At 50.7% G+C, this 20,161-nt stretch carries 18 protein-coding genes and 1 other annotated feature; of the genes, 14 read left to right on the top strand and 4 right to left on the bottom strand.

The features are described 5' to 3' along the window. The first annotated feature begins 16 nt into the window (after positions 1-16). From M2277_RS03565 to M2277_RS03530, 8 genes are all read left to right on the top strand, one after another. Positions 17-1,015, top strand: a complete 999-nt coding sequence (locus tag M2277_RS03565; protein ID WP_280754145.1) for an aldose 1-epimerase — start codon at positions 17-19, stop codon at positions 1,013-1,015. 72 nt (positions 1,016-1,087) lie between these two features. Then, positions 1,088-2,830, top strand: a complete 1,743-nt coding sequence (locus M2277_RS03560; RefSeq protein WP_280754144.1) for a glycoside hydrolase family 2 protein — start codon at positions 1,088-1,090, stop codon at positions 2,828-2,830. Positions 2,831-2,920: 90 nt separating this feature from the next. Beyond that, positions 2,921-4,318, top strand: a complete 1,398-nt coding sequence (locus M2277_RS03555) for a family 43 glycosylhydrolase (RefSeq protein WP_063480337.1) — start codon at positions 2,921-2,923, stop codon at positions 4,316-4,318. Positions 4,319-4,567: 249 nt separating this feature from the next. Then, positions 4,568-5,524 carry an ArsR/SmtB family transcription factor gene (locus M2277_RS03550; protein WP_280754143.1) on the top strand — a complete coding sequence of 319 codons (957 nt, stop codon included), beginning with the start codon at positions 4,568-4,570 and terminating at the stop codon, positions 5,522-5,524. 272 nt (positions 5,525-5,796) lie between these two features. After that, positions 5,797-6,828, top strand: a complete 1,032-nt coding sequence (locus M2277_RS03545; RefSeq protein WP_006211985.1) for a daunorubicin resistance protein DrrA family ABC transporter ATP-binding protein — start codon at positions 5,797-5,799, stop codon at positions 6,826-6,828. Further along, the gene (gene tetB(58) / locus M2277_RS03540; protein ID WP_006211984.1) at positions 6,825-7,640 is read left to right on the top strand and encodes a tetracycline efflux ABC transporter Tet(58) subunit B; all 816 of its coding nucleotides are present in this window, start codon (positions 6,825-6,827) and stop codon (positions 7,638-7,640) included. The genes M2277_RS03545 and tetB(58) overlap by 4 nt, the downstream gene beginning before the upstream one ends. A gap of 117 nt (positions 7,641-7,757) precedes the next feature. Continuing rightward, positions 7,758-7,991, top strand: a binding site (T-box leader). A 93-nt stretch (positions 7,992-8,084) separates the two neighbouring features. Then, the gene (gene tyrS / locus M2277_RS03535) at positions 8,085-9,344 is read left to right on the top strand and encodes a tyrosine--tRNA ligase (protein WP_036643250.1); all 1,260 of its coding nucleotides are present in this window, start codon (positions 8,085-8,087) and stop codon (positions 9,342-9,344) included. Between the two features lie 106 nt (positions 9,345-9,450). Then, positions 9,451-10,563, top strand: coding sequence for an NAD(P)H-dependent flavin oxidoreductase (locus tag M2277_RS03530; RefSeq protein WP_280754142.1), 1,113 nt, complete (start codon positions 9,451-9,453; stop codon positions 10,561-10,563). A gap of 81 nt (positions 10,564-10,644) precedes the next feature. On the opposite strand, the gene M2277_RS03525 is transcribed toward M2277_RS03530, so the two are convergent. Continuing rightward, the gene (locus M2277_RS03525; protein WP_063480333.1) at positions 10,645-10,893 is read right to left on the bottom strand and encodes a hypothetical protein; all 249 of its coding nucleotides are present in this window, start codon (positions 10,891-10,893) and stop codon (positions 10,645-10,647) included. 513 nt (positions 10,894-11,406) lie between these two features. Between M2277_RS03525 and M2277_RS03520 the strand changes: the two genes are divergently transcribed. From M2277_RS03520 to M2277_RS03500, 5 genes are all read left to right on the top strand, one after another. Then, entirely contained in the window at positions 11,407-12,015 is a 609-nt protein-coding gene (locus M2277_RS03520; RefSeq protein WP_280754141.1) for a helix-turn-helix transcriptional regulator, read from the top strand. After that, positions 11,901-12,380, top strand: a complete 480-nt coding sequence (locus M2277_RS03515) for a helix-turn-helix transcriptional regulator (RefSeq protein WP_280754307.1) — start codon at positions 11,901-11,903, stop codon at positions 12,378-12,380. The genes M2277_RS03520 and M2277_RS03515 overlap by 115 nt, the downstream gene beginning before the upstream one ends. Positions 12,381-12,455: 75 nt before the next feature. After that, complete coding sequence (locus M2277_RS03510) at positions 12,456-13,067, top strand: SRPBCC family protein (protein ID WP_280754140.1); 612 nt, start codon at positions 12,456-12,458, stop codon at positions 13,065-13,067. Continuing rightward, positions 13,064-13,444, top strand: coding sequence for a VOC family protein (locus M2277_RS03505; RefSeq protein ID WP_006211977.1), 381 nt, complete (start codon positions 13,064-13,066; stop codon positions 13,442-13,444). The genes M2277_RS03510 and M2277_RS03505 overlap by 4 nt, the downstream gene beginning before the upstream one ends. A gap of 930 nt (positions 13,445-14,374) precedes the next feature. Further along, positions 14,375-14,731 (top strand): hypothetical protein, encoded by a 357-nt coding sequence (locus M2277_RS03500; RefSeq protein WP_076152123.1) that lies wholly within the window; start codon positions 14,375-14,377, stop codon positions 14,729-14,731. Here the strand turns inward: M2277_RS03500 and M2277_RS03495 are convergent, their stop codons facing one another. From M2277_RS03495 to M2277_RS03485, 3 genes are all read right to left on the bottom strand, one after another. Further along, positions 14,732-15,379, bottom strand: coding sequence for a transcriptional regulator (locus M2277_RS03495; protein WP_076152122.1), 648 nt, complete (start codon positions 15,377-15,379; stop codon positions 14,732-14,734). It lies immediately after the preceding gene. A 269-nt stretch (positions 15,380-15,648) separates the two neighbouring features. Next, the gene (locus M2277_RS03490; protein ID WP_280754139.1) at positions 15,649-17,391 is read right to left on the bottom strand and encodes a sigma 54-interacting transcriptional regulator; all 1,743 of its coding nucleotides are present in this window, start codon (positions 17,389-17,391) and stop codon (positions 15,649-15,651) included. 84 nt (positions 17,392-17,475) lie between these two features. Further along, a complete protein-coding gene (locus M2277_RS03485) occupies positions 17,476-18,396 on the bottom strand; it encodes a proline dehydrogenase family protein (RefSeq protein WP_280754138.1) in 921 nt (306 codons plus the stop codon). A 175-nt stretch (positions 18,397-18,571) separates the two neighbouring features. Here M2277_RS03485 and pruA point away from each other — a divergent pair, with 175 nt between their 5' ends. Further along, positions 18,572-20,119, top strand: a complete 1,548-nt coding sequence (pruA, locus tag M2277_RS03480; RefSeq protein ID WP_076152119.1) for an L-glutamate gamma-semialdehyde dehydrogenase — start codon at positions 18,572-18,574, stop codon at positions 20,117-20,119. The last annotated feature ends 42 nt before the right edge of the window (positions 20,120-20,161 follow it).

Genomic DNA, 20,161 nt, shown 5'->3' with positions numbered 1-20,161 from the left:
GGGAGATGAAGAAGAAATGGACCGAACGAATTCCTATGAGGGTGTATACCATGACGAGAGCGCGGTTTATTTAAGGGCAGGAGCTTATGAAGCAGTCATGCTTCCGGGAATCGGGGGGAATCTGATTTCGTTCCGGGACCTGGAGAAGGGGTACCGGTTTCTGCATGAACCGGCACCGGAGGAAATGGCGGCATTCAGGGAAAGACCGATGATTCACGGCATACCGGTGCTGTTTCCCCCGAACCGCTATGAGCAAGGCAATTTCCGGTGGAACGGCAAGATCCATCACCTTCCCGTCAACGAGGAGGCAACCGGTCATCATCTTCATGGCTTCTTGTACAATATTCCATGGGAGCTTGATGACTACGGGCACTCCAAGCAGGAGGCTTATGTGACGGTATCTGTCCATGTGGATGAACGGCATCCGGTATACGAAGCCTTTCCGTTCCCGTTTCATATTCAGCTGCGGTACAGCTTAAGCGATCAAGGGTTATCCCAGCGCGTCACGATAACCAATACGGGGACAGCACCCATGCCGTGCCTGCTTGCATTTCATACGTCCATTAATGCGCCTTTCGTGGAGGGAGGCGATGCCCGGGATTACCGGATGAAGCTGACCATCGGTAAGCGGTGGGAGCTCGGTGAATCCATGCTGCCCACCGGCGCCCATCAGCCATTGTCCGCGAGTGAGGAAGCGATGCAAGGCGACGGCGTCTATCCGTTCTTCGAGCGTATGGACAATCACTATACCGCCGCCGCCCAGAATGGAAGGAACCGAATGGAGCTTACTGATGAGGTTGCCCAATTGACGTTGGTGTACGACGTGGGTACCTCTTACAAGCAGTGGATGATCTGGAATAATGAAGCGACGGAGGGTTTCTTCTGCCCTGAACCGCAGATTAATCTGGTCAATGCGCCCAATATGGACATGCCAGCGGAGGAAGTCGGGTGTTTCAGTCTGGATCCCCATGAGACATGGGAGGAGAGCAGCAGGCTGTACGTTAGGAAAAGCTGAGGCATTGCCCACCTTCAGCCCCATGGCAATAGATACTATACAGACAAATTAAACGTTAAAAGGAGTTCAACCATGACCCACACTACAGTTCCGCGTCCCGAATACCCGAGACCCCAATGGGTAAGACCCGATTGGATCAACCTGAACGGTCCATGGCAATTCGAAATCGATCATGGCCGGAGTGGAAAAGAACGCGGTTACCAAGAAATCGGACACGAGCTCTCGGGAACGATCACGGTCCCTTTTTGCCCGGAGAGCAAGCTGTCCGGCATTGAATATAAGGATTTTATGGCTGGAGTCTGGTATAAACGGGAGTTTACCGTGCCTGAGAGCTGGAAGGGCAGAACACTGCTTCATTTCGGGGCGGTCGATTATGAAACGGAAGTATGGGTGAACGGTGTATCCATAGGTACCCATCGCGGAGGATATACCCCGTTCAGCTTTGATATCAGCCCTCAGATGACACCGGGCGCGAATGTGATTACCGTATATGCGGAGGACGATGTCCGTTCCGGACGTCAGCCGCGAGGCAAGCAGAGCGAGCGCTACGACTCCCATGGCTGTGATTACACGCGCACCACAGGCATCTGGCAGACGGTATGGCTGGAGCATGTGCCGGAAGCCTATTTGTCTGACATGAAAGTGGTGGCAGACCCTGATAATGCTTGCGTACACCTTGAAGTGAAGGTGGTCGGAAAGGCATTGGGGGGCAAACTCACTGCTGCCGCTCTCTATGACGGTAAGGCTGTAGGGGATGCCAGCGCTTTGGTATCCGGACCGTCCGTCAAGCTCACCCTTCCGTTGGAGGAAGTTCACTTATGGGAGGTTGGTCAGGGCAGATTGTACGATCTGGAGTTATCCCTGCAGGAGCAAGGTAAAACAGGTGATACGGTGCAAGCTTATTTCGGACTCAGAAGCGTTAGGCTGGACGGCATGGCGTTTCGGATCAACGGCAGATCCATATTTCAGCGTCTGGTGCTGGATCAGGGCTTTTACCCGGACGGCATCTATACGGCTCCAAGCGACGAGGCTCTTCGCAACGACATCGAAATATCGATGGGCCTTGGCTTTAACGGCGCGAGGCTGCATGAGAAGATATTCGAACCGCGCTTCTTGTATTGGGCCGACCGGTTAGGTTATCTGGTATGGGGAGAGCATGCAAATTGGGGACTGGACATCACAACAACCGAGGGGCTGTCCCATTTCCTGCCGGAATGGCTCGAAGGGATGGAGCGTGATTTCAATCATCCTGCCCTTATCGGCTGGTGTCCTTTTAACGAAACTTGGGATCGGGACGGTGCCAAACAAAATAACGAAGTGCTGCGCATTGTATACGAGGTATCCAAAAAAATCGATCCGACGCGTCCGGTCATTGATACGAGTGGCAACTTCCATGTCGTGACGGATATATTCGACATTCATGATTATGATCAGAACCCGCAGACATTTAAGGAGAGATATGAGCCGATGAAGGATGGCGGCGAGGTGTACAACGGCTTTCCGAACCGGCAGCAGTATGCGGGGCAGCCTTATTTCATCAGTGAATATGGCGGCATCTGGTGGAATCCGGAGCAGCAAGATGAGAAGTCCTGGGGATACGGGGATCGTCCGACATCTGAAGAAGATTTTCTTACGCGTTATGCGGGTTTGACTAATGTCTTGCTCGATCATCCGCGGATGTTCGGATTTTGTTACACCCAGCTATACGATGTCGAGCAGGAAGTGAACGGGCTGTATACCTACAACAGGAAGCCGAAATTCGATCCTGATCTGATACGAAGCATAAATTTGCGTAAGGCCGCCATTGAAGATTGAAGCCGCTGTCCCATGACTGCTCTGTACAGGCCGGAATCTTGGATGCCCAAGTGCATGTTGTTACATTATCCAAAAAGGACGTGACCGGTAATGAAGGTAGACATTCGGAATAAATGGCTGCTCGCAGTGTGCGCACTTCTTATTTTTCCTATGGGGCAGGTGACCCATGCCGTCTCAAGCCAAAACAACTTCTACAACGTTGTCATGCAGGATGGAGCGGATCCTTGGGTTTATAAACATACCGACGGTTACTACTATTTTACGAAAACGACCGGCGGTGACGTTACGATCTGGAAGTCAGCCCAGCTGACGGCGATGGATGCAGCTCCCACTACGGTTGTAAACACAGGCTGCTGCGGGATATGGGCTCCCGAGCTGCATTACATCAACGGCGCTTGGTACATCTACTACGCGAAGGACGACGGGGACAATGTCAATCACCGTATGTATGTGATGGAGAATACATCGGCAGATCCGACACAGGGAACCTGGCAGTATAAAGGTCAGATTACGGACCACACCAACAAGTGGGCCATTGACGGCACGGTGCTGCAAGCAGGCGGTCAGCTGTACTTTATCTGGTCCGGCTGGGAAGGGGACACCAATGTGCGGCAGAATCTGTATATCGCACGCATGAGTAATCCGTGGACCATCAGCTCGGATCGGGTGGAGATTGCAAGGCCTACTTATCAGTGGGAGACGAATCACTCCCCGCACGTAAACGAAGGTCCCCAGGTGATTATCCAAAATGGCGTCATTAGCCTGGTGTACTCGGCCAGCGGGAGCTGGACCAATGACTATTGTCTAGGATTGATCACAGCCAGCACGACCAGCGATTTGTTGAACCCGGCATCCTGGAACAAACGCAGCCAACCGATATTCAAGTCGGGTAACGGGCTGTACGGACCGGGCCACCATTCATTCACGAAGTCGCCGGATGGCACGGAGGATTGGATGCTCTACCACGTCGCTAAATATCATAATGCCGGGTGGAATCGTGAGGTTCGAATGCAGAAATTCACATGGCATGCGGACAATACCCCGAATCTTGGTGTTCCGGCGAATCCGAATGCGCCGATAACCTTGCCTTCAGGCGAAGCCGCTCACACCCGTTACGAAGGGGAAGTGGGAGCGTTCGGCGGTGTCGCCTATGCATCCGGAAGCCCCAACGGCTCGGGAGGACTTAAGGCGGGACATATCGACACGCCGGAGAGTTATGTGGAATTTTCCGTTCATGCCGCATCGGCTGGCGAATATATTCTGCTCGCCCGGACAGCAAACGGCACAGCCGGGGGGAACTGGTCCAATCTTCTGTTAAGCGTAAATTCAGGCGTGCCGAGCAGGTTTCACATCACGAATAAAGGCTGGGAGAACTGGGGATTGTCCACGGCGCGAGTTCAGCTTAAGGCCGGCGTGAACCAGATCCGTTTTTCTAAAGGCGAAGGCTACGGAGAAATCGATTTTTTTGACATCAAGCCAGCGAATTAGCACACTGTGCATGACAGATGGAACCGAAAAAATAGTGGTGTTCGCTTGACCATGGATGGCTTCCGGTTCTCCCGGAGGCCTTTTCTGGCTAAGCAAGGAGGCGTTCTCCCCTACTCCTTCGAAGAGCTAACTAACGGCAAAATGATGATAGATCAACGATGTAAGCCTTTGCAAGTTTGATTGTTTTTCGTCACGTTAAGAAGTAAGATAATTGTAATGAATATGTTTAGTTTAAAGGAGAGCAGATTTGTGCTGGAACTTGGCTTTAACGACCCGGAAAGACTCGTCACGGTATCCCATGCCTTGTCAACGCGTTCACGGGTTGATATTCTAAGGCTCCTGAATTCCAAAAATTTAAATATTATCGAGATTGCCGAGAAGCTTAAACTTCCGGTCTCAACAGTAGCCAGCAACATCAAAGTGCTGGAAGCCGCCGAGTTAATCAATACTGAACTGCTGCCGGCTTCCCGCGGGGCCATGAAGGTCTGCAGCCGGAATTACGACGATATTCACATTGCCCTGAACTTGAAGAATTCGGTGCCCAAGGGAGTAACGCATGTTTATGAAGTCGAGATGCCGATCGGTCATTACAGCGATTGCGAGGTATCTCCCACCTGCGGAATGGCTAATGCGGACGGTTATATCATTAAGGAAGACGAGCCTGCGAGCTTTTACCACCCCAAGCATGTGAACGCCCAGATCATCTGGCTGCGCAAGGGGTATCTGGAGTATTTACTGCCGATGGATATTCCGGCCGGAGCTCGCATTGAATCGCTTGGACTGTCCATGGAAATGTGTTCCGAAGCGCCGAATTATGATCATAATTGGCCGTCCAATATTTCGGTATGGGTAAACGGCGTGGAGATTGGAATGTGGACAAGTCCAGGTGATTTCGGGGACCGCCGCGGCAAACTGAATCCGAATTGGTGGTATGATTGGGCTACGCAATACGGCTTTCTCAAAACATGGCGAGTGGACCACGAAAAGACGACCCTTGATATGGATAAAGTGTCCGATGTTACATTAGATCATCTTAAGATTAACGAGAGCCCCAAAATGCGCCTGCGTATCGGCATCAAACCCGATGCCGTAAATCAAGGCGGACTGAATTTGTTCGGCCGTCAGTTTGGAGATCATGAACAAAATATTATGATGCAGATTAAATATACGATGGATCAGGATGAGGAAGATCCGGTTGTCCCCTAGAGCAGTTCGCTCGCTTGACGAAGACCTCACCTCATCAAAATAACAAAAGAACCGTTTCTTTCGTAAATGGGCAGGACGTGCCTCCATTTAACCAAGAAACGGTTTTTTTGCTTATGTCTGACGTTTACCTTTGCACAGCACAGCATAGCGGCGGGGAGGAACGGTTCGTGTGCGGCGCGTAAAAGAGCCCATTTTATTTTACGGTTTACATTCCGTTTAAATACGGGTGTTACGATCCCCATATCATCAATAATGGATTGGAGGAAATAGAAGTGGAGCATGTATACAGAAAGAGAATGGAACCGAACAATGGAGACCTCGCTGTTGAAGCACATGGACTTGTCAAAACCTTTGGCAGCAATCGTGCAGTAGACGGTGTGAATTTGCAGGTGCGCGCAGGCACGATTTACGGCGTGCTTGGACCGAATGGTGCAGGCAAGACAACCACCATTCGGATGCTGGCGACCCTGCTGCGGCCGGATGCAGGTTCCGCCCGAATCTTCGGGCACGATGTGCTTGCGGAATCCCAGATCGTTCGTCAATTAATCGGGGTGACCGGCCAATACGCATCGGTTGACGAGTCGCTCAGCGCCACCGAGAATCTGATCATCTTCTCACGCTTGCTGGGACTGGGCCGTACAGAGGCACGGCGCAAGTCCGAAGAATTGCTGGAGGAATTCGGATTGACGGAGGCGGCGAAGCGGCCGCTCAAAAATTTCTCCGGCGGCATGCGCCGCAGGCTGGACCTGGCGGCAAGCCTCATTGCCCAGCCGCCGCTCATTTTTCTGGATGAACCGACAACGGGGCTGGACCCGCGCACGCGTTCACAGATGTGGGATACGATCCGCAGGCTGGTGAATACCGGATCAACTGTACTGCTCACGACGCAGTATCTGGAGGAGGCTGATCAGCTGGCTGACCGAATCGCCGTCATCGATTACGGCCGGGTGGTGGCCGAAGGTACGGGAGATGAGCTGAAAATGTCAGTGGGGACTTCGTCGCTGCATCTGACGGTCCAAAACCCGCTGGACATTGACAGGGCTCGTCATACCGTGGAACGGGTGCTGAAAGTCCATGTCAATGTGTCACCGGAAGCTGGAAAGATTACGGCGCCGATGGAGAGTGCGGACCTTGTTGCAGACCTGTTGATCGAGCTTCGCTCGGCGGGAATTGGCTTGTCCGAGATGAGTGTGCAGAAGCCGACCCTGGATGAGGTATTCCTGACGATTACCGGTCATGGCGTGAAAGAGGAGACGTCTCAAGCGTCCCGTGAATCCAATAAAACAGAGGTGACAACCGTATGAGCAGCACAATGATTAAGCCAGCTAAGGAGCGGCAGCTGAAAAACCACACAAGTCTCGGTCAGACGCTGCGAAACTCATTGACGATGGCCTACCGGGGGCTGCTGAAGATTCGGCGCACGCCCGAGCAATTGTTCGACGTAACGCTCCAGCCTATTATTTTCACCTTGATGTTTACCTATATTTTTGGCGGTGCGATCTCTGGCGACGTATTGAGTTATTTGCCTGTCATCATTCCGGGGATCCTCGTTCAGACCGTGATTACGACCTCCGTTGTGACCGGGGTTCAACTGCGCGAGGATATGGATAAAGGGGTGTTCGACCGATTCAAGTCGCTGCCTATTGCGCGGATTGCTCCGCTTGCCGGAGCCCTGCTGGCAGATACCGTCAGGTACACCATAGCAACGGTGCTTACCTTTAGCATGGGATATGTTATGGGGTACCGTCCCGAAGGGGGCCTTGGCTACGTTGCTCTCGCGGCGCTGCTGGTAATTTTGTGTTCATGGGCAATCAGTTGGATATTTGCTTTCTTCGGTGTCATTGCGCGTACGGCCTCAAGCGTACAGGGCATATCCATGATTGTGCTGTTCCCGCTCACGTTTCTCTCCAATGCGTTCGTTCCGGTAGATACCATGCCGGGCTGGCTGCAGTGGTTTGTGAACATCAATCCGATCTCGCATCTGGTTACGGCTGTGCGGGATCTGACCAACTCCGGGATTGTCGGATGGGATCTCGCGATTTCGCTGATCGGCGCTGCCGTCATTGTAGCTATCTTTGCTCCGATTACGGTACGTGCATATATGCGCCGCACGTAAGAGCAGCAGTTGAACAACCGGACCTTCATTCAGGTTTGCCGCCTGTGTAAGACTACCTATGCGAACGCTGGTTGACATCGATTTATTATTTCACTATACTGTCTGTAATCTTATAAACGACATGCGTTGAAAGAGCCCAGTAGCAGCTTGGTCCCTGTTCTAGAAAGCCGGGGGTTGATGGAACCCGGTACACACCAAGCTGGCGAATTACACTCTGGAGTATCTCGGGTAATGCCGAGCGGAAATGGCGAACGATATCTCGCCTGATGAGCGGCATGAACGGCGCGCAGCAGCAGCTGGCGGTCCAATTGTGCAATCTGGGTGGTAACACGGTTATTAATCGTCCCTATGTCTATAACAGACAAGGGGCGATTTTTTGTTTTTTTCAACGAGGATGGACGTTTCGTAATAAGGATATTAATGAATTGAAGGGGTGTTAATGCTGTGAATATTATCGATGAACTTGAATGGCGCGATGCCATCAACCAACAGACGGATGCCGAAGGCCTCCGGGAACTTACGAATGAAAAATCAATCTCGCTATACTGCGGCGTAGACCCAACGGGCGACAGCATGCATATCGGCCATCTGATTCCCTTTATTATGCTGAAGCGTTTCCAGCTTGCCGGTCATCGCCCGGTCATTCTGATCGGTGGCGCAACCGGCACTATCGGGGATCCAAGCGGACGTCAAACCGAGCGCTCGCTGCAAACGCTGGAGCAGGTTCAGGCCAACGTGGATGCACTGACCGGGCAAATGAAAAAGCTCTTTGTGACGGAAGGCGACAATCAAATTCGCATGGTCAACAACTACGACTGGACGCATAAGATTAGCATTATCGAATTTTTACGAGATTTCGGCAAAAACTTCAGCATCAACTCCATGCTGGCGAAGGACGTTGTGGCGAGCCGCCTCGACAGCGGCATTTCCTTCACGGAATTCACTTATCAGATTCTGCAGTCCGTGGACTACCTGCATCTGTTCCAGCATGAAGACGTGCAGCTGCAAATCGGCGGCTCGGACCAATGGGGCAACATTACAAGCGGTCTTGATCTGATCCGGAAAAAAGAAGGCTCCGAGGCGAAAGCATTCGGTCTCACGATTCCGCTGATGCTGAAAGCCGACGGCACGAAATTCGGCAAAACCGCCGGTGGCGCGATATGGCTGGATCCGAACAAAACCACGCCATTTGAGTTCTACCAATTCTGGGCGAACACCGATGACCGTGACGTCGTGAAATATTTGAAGTACTTTACGTTCTTGAGTAAAGAGCAAATCGACGAGTTGGCCGAGAAGGTTCAGAGCGAGCCGCATAAACGCGAAGCACAAAAAATGCTGGCAGAGGAAATGACGAAATTCGTGCACGGCGAGGAAATGCTGGAGCAAGCCAAGCGCATTACCGCAGCCCTGTTTACGGGTGATATCCAATCGCTTACGGCCGAAGAGATCGAGCAGGGCTTCAAGGAGATGCCAACATTTGAAGCGACGCAGGAGCCGAAGAATATCGTTGACTGGCTCGTGGATCTGGGCATCGAGCCTTCCAAGCGGCAAGCCCGCGAGGACATCACGAAAGGCGCAATCTCCATGAACGGCGAGCGCGTCAGCGACCTGGAACATGAGGTTACGGCTGATCAAGCGATCGGCGGGCGTTTCATCATCATCCGCAAAGGAAAGAAAAACTACAGCTTGGTGAAAATGTCCTAAACTTGAAAAAACCGCTCAACACAGATCATTGTGTTCAGCGGTTTTTTTACGATGGAAGTTGTTGTGTCTTCATAGGATAATAGCTGTAACAACGAAGGAGGGAATCATGAATATGCAGCTATACACGGAGTTATGCCAACGGTTCGGAATCCGCTACCCGGTCTTTCTGGCTGGAATGGCCGGAGGGCCGTCAACGGCTGATCTGGTTGCCGCCGTATCGGATGCAGGCGGGCTTGGAACGCTGGGCGCAGCCTATATGGAGCCGGCCGCCATTCGTCAAAGCATTCAGGATATCCGCAAGCTGACGGATAAGCCCTTTGCCGTGAATCTCTTTGCTTCTACTGCCACTCAGGCTTCGGATAACTTGGATCGAATCGGAGAAGTCCAGCATGAGCTGAACCGGATGCGGGAAACGCTGGGCATTCCTCAAGCGGGTGCGGATCAAGTGGCAGCTGCCGATTGGTTTGAGAAGCAATTCACGGTTCTGCTTGAAGAGAAGGTGCCTGTCATCAGCACTGCATTCGGCATTCTGCCTGAACCTCTCATGCGGCAGGCAAAAGCGGCAAACCTGCTGGTGGTTACGATGGTAACGACGGTAAACGAAGCGTTGATGGCGGAGCAAGCGGGCTGTGATGCCATTGTTGCCCAAGGCAGCGATGCAGGTGGACATCGAGGAACGTTTGATCTGACAGAGCACCCGATGGGTGCGAATATCGGGACATTTTCCCTGGTACCGCAAATTGTGGATCAGGTGAAGATACCGGTTATTGCTGCGGGAGGCGTTATGGATGGACGCGGGCTTGTTGCCTCGCTTGTTCTTGGAGCGCAAGGCGTCCAGATGGGGACGCGATTTTTGACGGCACTGGAATCGGGGGCGCATGAGGTTTACAAGCAGGCTCTGCTGGAGAGCACGGAAGAGAGCACAGTCATTACCCAAGCGTTCTCGGGACGGCCAGCCAGAGGAATACGCAATGCCTTTATCAGGCGTTGGGATGCCACTGGTTTAGAGCCGCTTCCGTTTCCCGTGCAGAATACGGTGACCCGCGATATTAGAAACGCCGCCAACCGCCAAAATAATCCGGACTATATGTCATTATGGGCAGGGCAAGGGACAAGAAGGCTGACCTCCGGACAGAGGGCCAAGGCTATCGTATACGAGACCATTCAGGAAGCGCTCTCCCTATGCGGGTCAAGCGAAATCACCGATCCGCATGAATGAGGATGACCGCTGCCGGGTTGTTAAGCTAGTCTAACGACAGGCCACCTGAGGACGAATTCCCGTGGGGCCTGCCAATTCTTTTTAGAATCCGTAAGTATCTCCGCCTTCACCGTTCCACGTCATCTCAACAAAGGAGGATGGACTGGCAGCAGATGCGGTTTTGGAGCCGGAAGCATATAGACCTCCAGCCACGCCGGACATGGTGTAGTCGGAATATAATGTGTAGGTGGTATGGTTCGTATAAATCATCGCACCCGCGATGTTGGAAGCAGTGACGTTCTTCAGCTCCAGCTTGTTTCCACGCCATGGAATCGCGTTGTGAATTTTCATATCATGCCTCCTGCAAGAATGATTCGTCCATCGTCAACGGCAGGACCATCCAATCTCTTTCATCATCACCCTTTACGAGTTTTTGGTTTTTTAGGTATAATCCTATCCAATCTTTTTCCAGATATCAAGGACAAGAGATACATAATATGTAAAAAGGTTATAAAAATGCCAAGTGGGATGATGAAGGGCGTATGAAGAGGAGCGTTGTCATCAAGGCGGAGCATGATAACGGCGGAGGTCGTTAGGTTTAATTACCGTAGGCAGCTTATTAGATTAGATACAAAGAGGCTAATTCTAGCGATCTGCGTTCACATGGATAAAACGAAGTCGTGTTTAAGGAATAAGAACGAAGAGCTGCTCCAGCAGAGGGTCGGCTTTTCTCTCGGCTGGCAGGGAATGAGTAGGCACATCAACAGCAGATGCAGCATGGGAGATATTTCTGAACCTGTGTTTTTTGTGATTTATAATGGAAGTGAAATGAATGAATCCTGAAGGGGAGGAGTACTGAATACGATGTCTAAGGCTGATAATATGCTGGCGATTCTATGGCTCTTAAAGGCACGAAGAAGAATGACGGCCAAACAGCTGGCGGAGGAACTTGACGTACATATTCGAACGATATACCGGAATATCGATGCCCTCTGCATTTCCGGCGTGCCGATCGTTTCCGAAATCGGACGCGGTGGGGGTTACTTCATCCCTGATCCTATCAAGCTTGCGCCCCTGTTTTTTGATGCCGATGAACAGAAGGCACTTCTTCACGCCGCTGCATTCGCACGGGAAGCGGGTTATCCTTCCAAAGCTCCACTCAGTCGAGCTCTTTCCAAAATCAAGCGGCATACGAATCCGGAGCAGCTAGAGCGTCTAACGCGCCGTGAAAATAGCATCGAGGTCATCCAACCGCCTACAGCTCCCGTGCTTATGTCCATGCTTGCCGCGATTGAAGCTGGCATCTCGACCATCAATGCCGTCTCCAGATCAACTATAAGACAGGGTATGATGGTACCATACATACACGTATCCTGGATCCATATGGGCTTGTCCATTGGAAGAGCAAATGGTATACGGTGGGTTATTGCCACCTGCGGGGTGAAATACGCAGCTTTCGCGTCGATCGTATGAGCGATATCCGTTGTACCGTTGACTCCTTTGTCCGTCCGGAGCCGTTCTCCGCCCGTGAGTTTTTGTTGGAGGGATTGCTGGCAGAGCAGGGTTCTGATAACAACCCGCATGGGGTCTCCGTGCACATACAAGGTGTCCCCCAAGCTATTGACGATTTATGTCAGCATTGGCTGCTCGGTCATGCACTGCAGGAGCGGACAGCAGATCATGCGGTGTTCAGGCTGGACGAGCTTACGCTATACACCCAGGTAGCCTATTATCTCCTATCATTCGGGGGGAGGATTCGAATCATGGAGCCTGAAGAATTGAAATTAGGCATGATCGACATTACGGAATCCTTGTTGAAATATTATCAATCCCAATGATAAAAGACTGACCTTCTATGTCAGTGTTTGCGTTATATAATGAATTCCATAAGGCAGCGTTAGGAGGAGATTAGGGTGGCAGGCACTATTTTTAGACAAGATGTGTTACAGGCAACGGGACGCTCGTGGGAAGACTGGGTCGCCAAACTTGGGCAGGAAGTGGACCAGCTATGGTCTCATGAACAGATCCGAAATCATATCTGCGCGTTGGATCAGGTGTCAGAGGAGTGGGGGGAATGGATCACCGTCATGTACGAACAGCTCATGGGCCGGATTCCTGTTGGATTTTCCAAAGACGCAGGCGTGCAGATTGGCGTCAGAAAAACGATGGCCATGACGAAGGAGCAAGCTTGGGACTTCCTCACATCGCCGGAAGGTCTGGCGCTATGGATAGGGGATGTACCTTCGATAGAGTTTCGGGTAGGGCATGAATATGAGTCGAAGGAAGGCGTGTCCGGCAAGATTACGGTGGTCATCCCCTATCATAAACTGCGTTTGACATGGAAGTGCAAGGCGTGGGATAACCCGTCCCGGCTGCAAATCTACGTACTATCTACGAATAGCGGTAAAACCACCATCGCGATTCATCAGGAAATGCTGGAAGACGTCTATATGCGAGAGGTGATGAGGCGTTACTGGAACGAGGTACTGACAACGATTCAACAACATAGGGAGGTGGCAGGATGAATCGATTCAGTCATATGGACCTGCGAGTGAATTCGTGGGAACAAGTTAGTCTGTTTTATGACAAGCTGCTGCATGAACTGGGTTTCACCATCACCTATCATTCCGAGCAATGGAACGTATTTGCAGCACAAGGGGAGCTTCCAAGTGTTCCTTATTTTGCGATAACGGAGGATCCCGAACATCAACCGAATGACAATCTGATCGGGTTCTGGGGGAAAGATCCGGCTGAAGTTGATCATATCGCAGAGGTTGTGAAGCAGTATGGGGGAACCATTAACAGCGGGCCAGGGTTATTCCCGATCAGTCCGACCTATTATGCCGTTTATTTTGAAGATCCCTGCGGCAACAAGTATGAAATGGTCCATAGGTTGAATTAATTTGGCTGCGGGCAAGGGCAAGGGCATGAACACAAGCGCGATGATGACGGTGGTAATGGGTTAACGCTAATGCTAACGGGCAAAGACCACAGTTAACAGTAAGCTGCCAACGGCAAAGAGTAAGCAGTAGCAGTGAGCAGTCAGAAGTAAACAGTAGACAGTAAGCAGTAGCAGTGAGCAGTAACAGTAGCAGTAGCAGTAGCAGTAGCAGTAGCAGTAGCAGTAGCAGTAAGCAGTATGTGTAGTAGCAGTAAGCAAGTAACAGTAAGCGTGAATAGCCAATAGTAACTGTAGCAGTAAGCATTAACAGCAAACAGTAACAACAAGCAAAAACCGTAAACAAGCCAATAGCATGAAGTAAAAGTCAACAGTACAATAACGGTAACAGTAACAGTAACAGTAACAGTAACAGTAACAGTAACAGTAACAGTAAACAGTAGAGCTACTAAACAATAAGTAAAGGCGGAGACAAGGATGCGATAAGGCGAGCGTTGAATTCGACCGGCATGGTCAAGGTGCTGGAGCAATGAACGCGACGAAGACAGCGGTGAACGACTAACAATCACGCCCAACCGCTAACGCACAGACCAAAGACTACAGAACACAGAAACCTTTGCTAACTGTCACTCGTCAACCCCAACCGCCAAATGGCAAATGCGAGAGCTGCCCAGTAAATGTGAGGACAGAGGTTCCGCTATTTCGTCCCATGTAGTTGTATATGGTCAGTTTGAGGACACCAGATCCGTTATTACTTAAAAAATGGCGATATTTAGTGATGTTTTAAGCAAATAACGGATCCTGAGTCCGGAAATTCTCAAAAACAGGTCAGTTTTCTCATAATAACGGATTCTGTGTCCAGTTTAGTATAGGCTCATCCAGAGTCGTGAGGCAACGCAGGTGCAATGCGAAACGAGAAGCCGCACAAGAGGCATGAAAGAAGCGCTGCTGACGAGGAGCGAAGTCCTCGACATGTCAGAAGTGCTTGAAGCAGCAAGCGCCCTCAATGCCCTCAATGAAGGAAATGCCGCAATGCCCAAAATGCCAGAAATCCTTAAAGCCCCCGAAAAAATGCCCGAAGTACCCGGAATGCTCGAAACGCTCAAAATCCTCGAAACGCTCGAAATTCTCGGATTGTCCGAACCCTCGAGATCCCCCAGATACCAGAGGTTCATGGTGGTTTCGATTACTAGGATTACTGGGAGCAACACACACCCTGCCTGGCAACCAACCAACGGGTGGCGCTACTGGATGTGGCTGCCCGCAAAGTACTGCTGCATAACCCCTTAATCATAAACGGAGTTTATAGGTGCGAGCTCGTCGTTCCCCGCTTGCAACGTCTAGTATTTGGAGCTCGACCAGCCTATGCAACAGGCGCCTTGTGTGTCTGTCGCTGACCCTAAGGTGATCGGCGAGTTCCAGTGGGGTGATTGGACGCAGAAGCCTTCGCGCAAACCGGACAGCTTCCGCCTCAAGCCAAGTCAAGGTGGCAGGGACATCTGATGCAATAAATCGACCGACAAAAGACAATACGAGCTGCTGACATTGTTTTGGCTCGTCGACGATGGAGGGGTAGGCAATCGGAAGAAAGGTCCAGCCATCCAAGGCCAATAAGCAGTGACGGCGGCACAAATCCTTGAACCTTCTGACGTCAAGATCGCGGGCATGCGGACCATATCCTTGGATTTCGATTCCTCCTCTCGCGCCGCCAGGCATATAAGCCAAGTCCAAATATCGATAACCATTGCTGAAATCACGGACTTCCCACTCTGGATGCAAATCATTGAAATTACCGATCGCCGGAAACCATATCGAGCGCAGGAATTCGATTGTTCCATGACCTAATCCTTTATGGAGGATTTCGAGTCTGCGCGGATTTTTTTCATTTAGGGTATTTGTTTGCATCCAAGACTCATATTGCTTATCAAAACGTGTCATGAATCGGTCTACCCCCTTTGGGTTGTTTAATAAAAACAAACATTAAAAAGCCGCCCCATACCCATGCAGCCCGATCTCTTCATTCGGGATACATCGTATGGAAGCGGCGTGTTCTTCACGTCCTCAGTAGGTATAGTATAACTCGCGGTTTTTGGGTTTAGCAACGGGTTCAGATTAAGATTCTCAAACCATGAACTTCTCTGCAAAGGTTCTAATCTTTTATACAGTGTGATGGAAGAGTGTCCAATTAATTAGAATTCGGTGCATCATCAAAGATTCAGCCGTTTCAGCTTGTTATACAATGTAGCTCTTGAAATGCCAAGTTGTTTAGCCATGCTCAGCTTGTTACCGTTAACGGCTGCTAATGCCTGGGATAACAATTTCCGTTCGTAATCGTCGAGCGCGGCTTGAAACGCCTCTCCGGTGATGGGGGGAGTGTTCATATTGTTGGAATCATCGGCTGGGACGGGCAGCTGTTTGTCGCCAGAGTAAATGTTGTCAGGCAAATATTCGCGCCGGATCTCACCATCGGTGGAGAATATCACCAGTCGCTCTATGGTGTTGCGCAATTCTCTGATATTGCCCGGCCAGTCGTACCGCAGCAGATCTTCTAACACATCGGGAGCAATAGACTGGATGTGCCGGCCGTAAATAAGCGAGAATTCATGTAAAAAGGATTGCGTCAATTCGTAAATATCTTCTTTGCGTTCACGCAAGGAAGGAATCTCGATAGACACTACGTTCAGTCGATAGTACAGGTCCTCACGAAAGCTGCCTTCGGCAATCATCTGTTCCAGATTACGGTTGGTTGCTGCGATGATACGGCAGTCGGTCCGCTTCAGCTGTGTGCCGCCAACAGGAAAATAACTGCGCTCTTGCAGCACACGAAGCAGCTTGACCTGCATTTCCAGCGGCATTTCCCCGATTTCATCGAGGAACAATGTACCGCCGCTCGCGAGTTCTATTTTTCCTTTTTTGCCTTTGGGATCCGCTCCCGAGAACGCTCCCCGCTCATAGCCAAACAACTCACTCTCGAACAAGGCAGCCGGAATGGCTCCGCAGTTGATGGCGATATACGGAGCGCTGCTCCCTTCACGGGAATCGTGGATGGCTTTGGCGAAGAGCTCTTTCCCGGTGCCGCTTTTTCCTTGAATGAGAACCGTCGCTTTGGTTGTACTGATCTTACGGATGGTATCGATGCTATTCTTGATGGTTCGGCTAGTTCCTTTGATATGCTGGAAAGGGTCGCTGGAAGGGCTGAGCATGGCGACTTCCTTCTGTAAATGATGGACTTTGGTTGTCATCTGGAGCAGTTCCTGATGGAGTCTCATTTGTGTAGTCAGATCGGATTCTGCCGCTACAGCGCCAATGATCTGATCATCTAAGGTGATGGGGTTGGAATTAATGAGGACAAACATATCCTGGCGAGGCCGATGCTGCATTTTATGCGCCGATTCGCCGGTTTTGAGCGTTCGGAGCGACTGCAAACGGTCCGCTTGGAAAAAATCCGAAGCAGGCTTCCCGATAATCTCGTCCCTGCGAATGGAGAAGATGTGCTCCGCGCCGGATGTCCAGACAGCCACATGGCCTTCCTCGTTGATGAGTGTAATTGCGACATCGGGATTAAGCGTTTCCAAAGTGGTGGAGAAATAGGCCTCCAGATGGCGAAACGCTTGCAGCGCAGCTTCGATCACATCGCTTGATGAGATGTAGCCAACGGGTGTGCCGTCACGTTCCACAATCGCCAGAGGGGCCGCTCGGAATGCTTGCGCAATACTTTGTATAGACTCATCTATATTTACAGCAGCAACATCCATTACACAGGGCTGATCAAGAATTTTGGCATGGGCTTCGAATTGTAGCAAACCATAACGGCCCTGACCGTCCTCCAAGAAGACAGGAACTCCGGCCGCCTCGTGTTGACCGTTCTCAAGCTCTGACAGGCTGGACAGATGAATCATGCTGTAATCCGTACGGATAAGGCATTCCAGACTAGGCAAAACATGTTTCATTCCGGTGCCCCCTATATATGAATACATTTTATCTTGTTTGTATTAATAGGGCCATTATACCCAGCCTGATTTTCAGTGTAAATATTATTTGAACATATTGCTGAGAACCATCCACAGATTGGCCGGTTTTTCGGCCAGTCGCCGGGTGTAGTAGGGGTACCACATCGTGCCATAAGGCATATAACAGCGGATGCGGTAGCCCTCTTTGGCTAATTCCGCCTGATCCGTCATCCGTAAGCCGTAGAGCATTTGGAACTCAAATGCATCGGCGGTGATGCCATTTTCCTTGGTGTAGGCTTTGACCCAATTTATGATTCTATCATCATGTGAGGCAATCGCTGTATATACGCCTCTGTCCAAATGCATCCGGATGATCCGTTTGTAATTGTCGATGACCTCATTCATTTGCTGATAGGCAATCGATGCCGGTTCATTATAGGCTCCCTTTACAAGCCGAAGATTGACTTTAGCATCAATCAATTGATTGACATCTTCCACTGTGCGATGTAGATATGCCTGGATGACGGTGCCCACATTGTTCAGACCCTCTGCATGCAGCCGGAGCACAATATCAATCGTGGCTTGGGTAAAAGGAGAATCTTCCATATCAATTCGGATGAAATTGTTGTGTTGTTTAGCTTGGCGTACGATCGAGCGGATGTTATCGTAACAGACTTGCGGGTCGAGGGCCAATCCCATCTGCGTCGGCTTCAGCGATACATTGGAGCTCACTTTCCGCTCAGCGATGCCCTCCACAAGCCTGATATATTCTTCCCGGTATGCTGCAGCTTCGTTTAGGTGCGATATACCTTCTCCCAAATGATCCAGCGTCACCATGATTCCCTTGCCATTCAGGTGCTCAATTTCGTCCAGTGCCTCAGCGAGTGTGTCGCCTGCAATAAATTTACCTGCCAATTTCCGGCCGTATTTAATGGCAAGTTTCTCGACCAAACGGTTGCCGGATACCGACAACAGTGTTTTGCGATAAAGTTCAATGCGATCCAAAGGTTACTCCTCCTTACAAGAGCTTGATTAGTGTAATAAAAATACGGAATCGACATATTCTTAAGCAAAAAATGTGCCAAATATCATGGAGTTTGAACTTGGCACGATAATTGCTTGTAATCTTTGAATGAGAAAGCGATATCTAAAACAAATGGTGAGAGGATGGTTGTTCGATATGAGAACCGAGTTTAAGAATGAGGCATTTGTGAATTTTAAGGAAGAAAGAAACCACGAATTATATGAGCAGGCACTAAAAAAAGCAGAGGCTGAACTAGGCAAAGAGTACCCGCTCATCATTGGCGGCGAGAGAATTACAACGGACCGTACAGCCCTTTCCATAAATCCGGCCAATCATTCGCAGGTGATTGGCATTGTCTCGCAAGCGGATGCCCAGCTTGCAGAGCAAGCGATCCAAGTCGCGGCAGCGACATTCGAGACATGGAAGCGCACCGATCCGAATGAACGCGCAAGGTATCTGTACCGGGCAGCGGCCATTCTGCGTCGGCGCAAGCATGAATTCTCGGCCATCATGACCTTCGAGGCCGGAAAGACCAGAGTAGAGGCTGATGTGGAAACGGCGGAAGCCATTGATTTCCTGGAATTTTATGCACGGGAGATGCAGCGGCTTAGTCTGCCTCAGCCGTTAACGGCAAGTGCCGAGGAAGAGAATGAGCTGTATTATATCCCGCTTGGAGTTGGTGTCGTCATTCCGCCTTGGAATTTTCCGCTGGCCATTATGGCGGGTATGACTACAGCAGCTCTCGTTACCGGCAATACCGTTGTCCTAAAGCCGGCAAGCACTACGCCGGTGATTGCAGCGAAATTTATGGCCTTGCTGGAAGAGGTGGGTCTTCCACCCGGTGTTGTCAATTACCTCCCGGGTCCCGGCGGTGAAGTAGGGGACTACCTGGTCGACCATCCGCTTACAAGATTCATCAGCTTTACTGGTTCCCGGGATGTCGGTCTCCGAATTAATGAACGAGCTGCCAAGGCTAATCCGGGACAAAAGTGGATCAAGCGGGTCGTGGCCGAGATGGGCGGCAAAGATGCCATCGTTGTGGATTCCGAAGCTGATCTGGATCTGGCAGCGGATATGATAACAATGTCAGCATTCGGGTTCTCCGGGCAAAAGTGCTCTGCTTGTTCACGCGCCATCATCCATGAAGACGTATACGACACGGTACTGGAAAGGGTAGTGGAGCGTGCGAGTCAGTTGAAGATGACAAACCCGGCACATGCAGATGCCAATCTGGGGCCGGTTATAGATGAGAAAGCATATAATAAAATCCTGGAATATATTGAAATTGGCAAGGAGGAAGGGCGTTTGGTGCTCGGCGGCAGTACGGGTGACTCGAACGGCTATTTTATCGAGCCTACCATCTTCGCAGATGTGGATGCGGATGCCCGAATTTCACAGGAAGAGATCTTTGGACCAGTCGTAGCGTTCACAAAAGCGGCGTCGTTTGACGAAGCCATACAAATTGCAAACGGAACCGATTATGGTTTAACAGGGGCTGTCATCTCGCGCAATGGCGCTAACCTGGAGAAAGCCAGACGTGAGTACCACGTCGGGAATTTATATTTCAACCGCAAGTGCACAGGGGCTTTGGTTGGAACTCATCCGTTCGGCGGATTCAATATGTCGGGTACGGATTCCAAGGCAGGGGGCCGGGATTATCTGCTGCTGTTTACTCAAGGCAAGCTGGTTTCCGACCGGTTTTAATGAGACTTTCTGTAACATTCAACTTTCAATATTCAATGTTCA

Source organism: Paenibacillus sp. LBL (genome assembly GCF_029893715.1).
In the GTDB taxonomy this organism is placed as follows: Bacteria; Bacillota; Bacilli; order Paenibacillales; family Paenibacillaceae; genus Paenibacillus_AQ; species Paenibacillus_AQ glucanolyticus.
Note: the sequence above shows the minus strand (reverse complement) of the source record. Positions and strands in the feature narration are given on the sequence as shown.

Excerpts from the sequence above, each read along its gene's own strand:
- pruA (WP_076152119.1), top strand. The coding sequence starts at position 18,572 with ATGAGAACCGAGTTTAAGAATGAGGCATTTGTGAATTTTAAGGAAGAA.
- M2277_RS03490 (WP_280754139.1), bottom strand. The coding sequence starts at position 17,391 with ATGAAACATGTTTTGCCTAGTCTGGAATGCCTTATCCGTACGGATTAC.
- M2277_RS03525 (WP_063480333.1), bottom strand. The coding sequence starts at position 10,893 with ATGAAAATTCACAACGCGATTCCATGGCGTGGAAACAAGCTGGAGCTG.
- M2277_RS03520 (WP_280754141.1), top strand. The coding sequence starts at position 11,407 with ATGTCTAAGGCTGATAATATGCTGGCGATTCTATGGCTCTTAAAGGCA.
- M2277_RS03495 (WP_076152122.1), bottom strand. The coding sequence starts at position 15,379 with ATGACACGTTTTGATAAGCAATATGAGTCTTGGATGCAAACAAATACC.
- M2277_RS03565 (WP_280754145.1), top strand. The coding sequence starts at position 17 with ATGGACCGAACGAATTCCTATGAGGGTGTATACCATGACGAGAGCGCG.
- M2277_RS03530 (WP_280754142.1), top strand. The coding sequence starts at position 9,451 with ATGAATATGCAGCTATACACGGAGTTATGCCAACGGTTCGGAATCCGC.
- M2277_RS03555 (WP_063480337.1), top strand. The coding sequence starts at position 2,921 with ATGAAGGTAGACATTCGGAATAAATGGCTGCTCGCAGTGTGCGCACTT.
- M2277_RS03560 (WP_280754144.1), top strand. The coding sequence starts at position 1,088 with ATGACCCACACTACAGTTCCGCGTCCCGAATACCCGAGACCCCAATGG.
- M2277_RS03500 (WP_076152123.1), top strand. The coding sequence starts at position 14,375 with ATGAAAGAAGCGCTGCTGACGAGGAGCGAAGTCCTCGACATGTCAGAA.
- M2277_RS03505 (WP_006211977.1), top strand. The coding sequence starts at position 13,064 with ATGAATCGATTCAGTCATATGGACCTGCGAGTGAATTCGTGGGAACAA.